Origin of the sequence: Limnospira sp. PMC 289.06 (assembly GCF_032350395.1) — a bacterium.
GTDB classification, from domain to species: Bacteria; Cyanobacteriota; Cyanobacteriia; order Cyanobacteriales; family Microcoleaceae; genus Limnospira; species Limnospira platensis.
Genome location: NZ_JARPLC010000228.1, coordinates 1 through 3,336 on the forward strand (window position 1 = coordinate 1; position 3,336 = coordinate 3,336).

Here is a 3,336-nt window from a genome sequence, read left to right on the forward strand (position 1 = left end):
ACGATAAATTCGCGTTTTGTAGTGCAGTTAAATCTGGAGAATCAGGCACATTCCTGGAAATTACTAGCGCTATGTTTCTCGTACAGCAACCTCACCTATGGCTCGTTGGTGTCGGATTAAGCGGTGATTTTCAGAACTTTAATGACAGAAGCTGGAAATTTGAGGAACAATTAATTGCTGTACGTTTCTGCATTGAAGAATATTCAAGCGAGTATCAAGGGAAAAACGGAAGTACAAGCCAACCTCAGTAGAATTAGCACTACTTCACCTAGTCGAAGGTGACAAGCTGCTAACTAACGGCACGATGATGTTTACCGGAACTGTAAATCTAGGACAATCAGCCACACGGGTAGCCGAGCGACTCCTTGAATTAGATAATACCACTGATTCAAATGATTTTGATTCAGCCAAGAATAAGCACGATTTAGCGGAATTTATTCTTGAATACAGTACAGCGTTAGATACCTTTGAATCTACTATTTCTGGCTACACTCTACAAGAAGCCATTGATTTTGTTGAGTTAAAGTCTGGCAAAAAAAATGGTGGCTTTGGTGGTAAACCCAAATCCAAAACCTGGGAATAACGAGTATATTTTACTGCTAAAATCCTTGACTATGAACATGATTTTGACAGCTTATACAACAAGGTTCAAAAATTAGACCCTGATACCCTAATCGCGTTAATTGAGCTGATGAAACTCAGCTAATTAACATAAAATATCCCCCCAATATTGGCGGGATAACTACCAGACAGCAAGCCAACACACTAAGAGGTTACTACCATGTCTGAGGACTATGTTGATTATAGACTAATACGCGATTCAATGGCAGATGAGTTAGAGGAAATAATTGTTGACGGTACATTAGGGACACAAGTTGAGTCAATATGTAGGGCTTGTGCTATCCTACCCTATCCGGATGTTCAATTCCCAATTATTACTAGCTTTATTTGCTCACCTGTTACGCTAATGTCAACCGCTGGGTGTCTGTTTCTTTGGGGGTCTAGTGGAACGGGTAAAAGCCAGATAGCTACTATTGCGGCTTCACTGTATCGCACCGACACAGTGTTAGCTAACAGCACATTTGCTTCACTGAGAAACAAGCAAGATACAGCCAGAAAGATATTGATATTACGACCCGTTACAAAGGGAGTTTGAACGTAATTTTTTATTGGTTTGGGAGGATATCACCCCCCAATTTATTAATTGAAAATGAAAATATGCTTTCACTGTTTAAAGTCTTAAACAGGAAAAATAGTCGAATAACAATTAGCAGCCAAACACCCGGTCACAACATGATTTTTAATGCTTTCGCTTTAAAAGTAATTAACTCAATACATCCTTTATGGACGTTTTGGGAACTTAACGAACTTAAAATAAGGATGTTTACTATGTGGTTTAAAAAGAGACAATCAATGACAAGTTAAGAATCTGCAGGGAATCAATTTGAATTGTCAGAACTTTCGGATATTGAGGATATAAATCTTGGTAATATATCATCTCGCTTAGAAATGTTTTGGAGAGATATGAATAATTGCACTAATTACGCTAAAACCAAAAGAGGACTACAAAAAAGGAAACAAGATATAGCTAACTACAGATTATCCATTGATGTAATTGCTACTCATTCAATGATATACAAAACATCAATAGATAATTAAATCAAAGCATTTAACCGTTACTGGGAATTAGCAGAAACCAAAATATTCGCAGTATCTAGCGGAACAGAACAATTCTTAGACCATTTTATCGCTCCAAGTATTGAGAGCAAAACTAAGCAAAATAAGCAAGCCACAAAAGCAGGTTTTCCTGAATTAATCGAACCAGTTACAGACATTGATCCTAAGACTCTGAAGATGGCCATAGAAAAAGCCAAAAATGATGGTTATTTAGATTCAAGGGTTACTGTTAATGAATTAACCAATTTCATGAAAAACAGAGGATATCACATGATTAATGTCAACGGTAAAAACCTGTGGAAGCAAATCATTTGACTTCCAATTAGTTCATTGACCTAGGAGAATAACACAATGATGGCAGATATCAACAATCAGATGTTTGTGAAGTTTAATACTATGGTAGACAGTTTAGTTTACAACATTAATAAAGAAGATGGTTTGGCAACATTAAAGTCAATACTAGATGATTGCGAAAAAGAATTAACCATTACTGAACTTAAAAAGCAATTGCTGATTAAGGAACTGAATTACACAAAGCACTTAATAGATAAAGTCCAGTAAATACCCGTCCGCGATGACGGTAAACTACGGCAAACAACACACTAATAGGATAAAACCATGACAATTGACTTGGGTAAACTACTTAACCCAAATACCTATCTTAGTGATAGGTTAAGCAGCAAGCTAGTCTCTATATTGGACGCTGTAGAACTTGCCGATTGTCCTACACAATTTGATGAATGTCGTCTGTTGGAGCTTGAAAGCACTTTTCTGGTTATGCACAATTCCTTGATTACAGCAATCAATTAATTGTTGGACTAAAAAATCAAGCAATACGAAGAAGAAAATGACGATGAGTTTTAATCATGCCATAAATCCTCAAGTAAGTTAAATAATTTCGTCAAAACAGGAAACACAAAACCATGAACTAAGAACAAGCAAGCTTAATGGTTATCGCGGAATTAGCACGTGATATTTACGCCCAAATTATGTCACGAGATATCCCCTACGCTAACCAAGATACCAGGGTGAAATTAGCCGAAATAGCTCATAACGCCGCTGTTGATTTTATGACGGTATAGAAAAAATGGGTATCGTCTCAAGAGACAGTTATTCAACCAGTATCATTTATGTCCGACTTTAGTGGCAATGGTTACAGTAGCGATATCTTTATGGGGGGTGACTTCAATGCCTAAGTTATTACCAGTAATCAGCCTACATACTGGAAATTTCAGCAATTTTCTACAGGGCCCCGGTGGAACTTGTGTAGAACTAGATACACCCGAATGGTTTGACTACCTGAGAAAAAACAAGTCATTCTCTGTTGAGTTAAACGGCAAAAGGTTTACGGCTTGCAAAAAAACATCTATCAACAATTTCGCGTACTGGAACCTGAAGGGCTGGGACGGTAAAATCAACCATCACATCTATATCGGAAAATCTGACCAGACTACCAACGAAAAGATTCAACAAGCTGCTATAGCTATGTTTTATCGGTGTAACCCTAAACAAGCGTAAACCCTAACAGCTAACAGCTAACAGCTAACCCAATAACTTAAATGGCCCCCTATGGTTTCTAACTGCAGGGGGTGTCTATGTATTTTTATTAGGGGTCGAGATAGACCTCACGGTCTACCCCTCCCATTCAGCAGCAGAACT

5 protein-coding genes and 1 pseudogene are annotated in these 3,336 nt (G+C 37.7%); all 6 read left to right on the forward strand.

Going from position 1 to position 3,336, the window contains the following annotated elements; translation table 11 throughout:
* Positions 1-251, forward strand: a 251-nt coding sequence (locus P5674_RS23740; RefSeq protein ID WP_315643114.1) for a hypothetical protein, incomplete at its 5' end; no start/stop codon positions are given.
* A 53-nt stretch (positions 252-304) separates the two neighbouring features.
* Entirely contained in the window at positions 305-583 is a 279-nt protein-coding gene (locus tag P5674_RS23745) for a hypothetical protein (RefSeq protein ID WP_006616302.1), read from the forward strand.
* 1,445 nt (positions 584-2,028) lie between these two features.
* Entirely contained in the window at positions 2,029-2,238 is a 210-nt protein-coding gene (locus P5674_RS23755; protein WP_006616304.1) for a hypothetical protein, read from the forward strand.
* 57 nt (positions 2,239-2,295) lie between these two features.
* Positions 2,296-2,487: a hypothetical protein gene (locus P5674_RS23760; RefSeq protein WP_014274621.1), complete on the forward strand. Its 192-nt coding sequence runs from the start codon at positions 2,296-2,298 to the stop codon at positions 2,485-2,487.
* A 137-nt stretch (positions 2,488-2,624) separates the two neighbouring features.
* Positions 2,625-2,873 (forward strand): annotated as a pseudogene (locus P5674_RS23765) (hypothetical protein).
* A complete protein-coding gene (locus P5674_RS23770; protein WP_014276168.1) occupies positions 2,866-3,195 on the forward strand; it encodes a hypothetical protein in 330 nt (109 codons plus the stop codon). Before P5674_RS23765 ends, P5674_RS23770 begins: the two are co-directional and overlap by 8 nt.
* Positions 3,196-3,336: the final 141 nt, after the last annotated feature.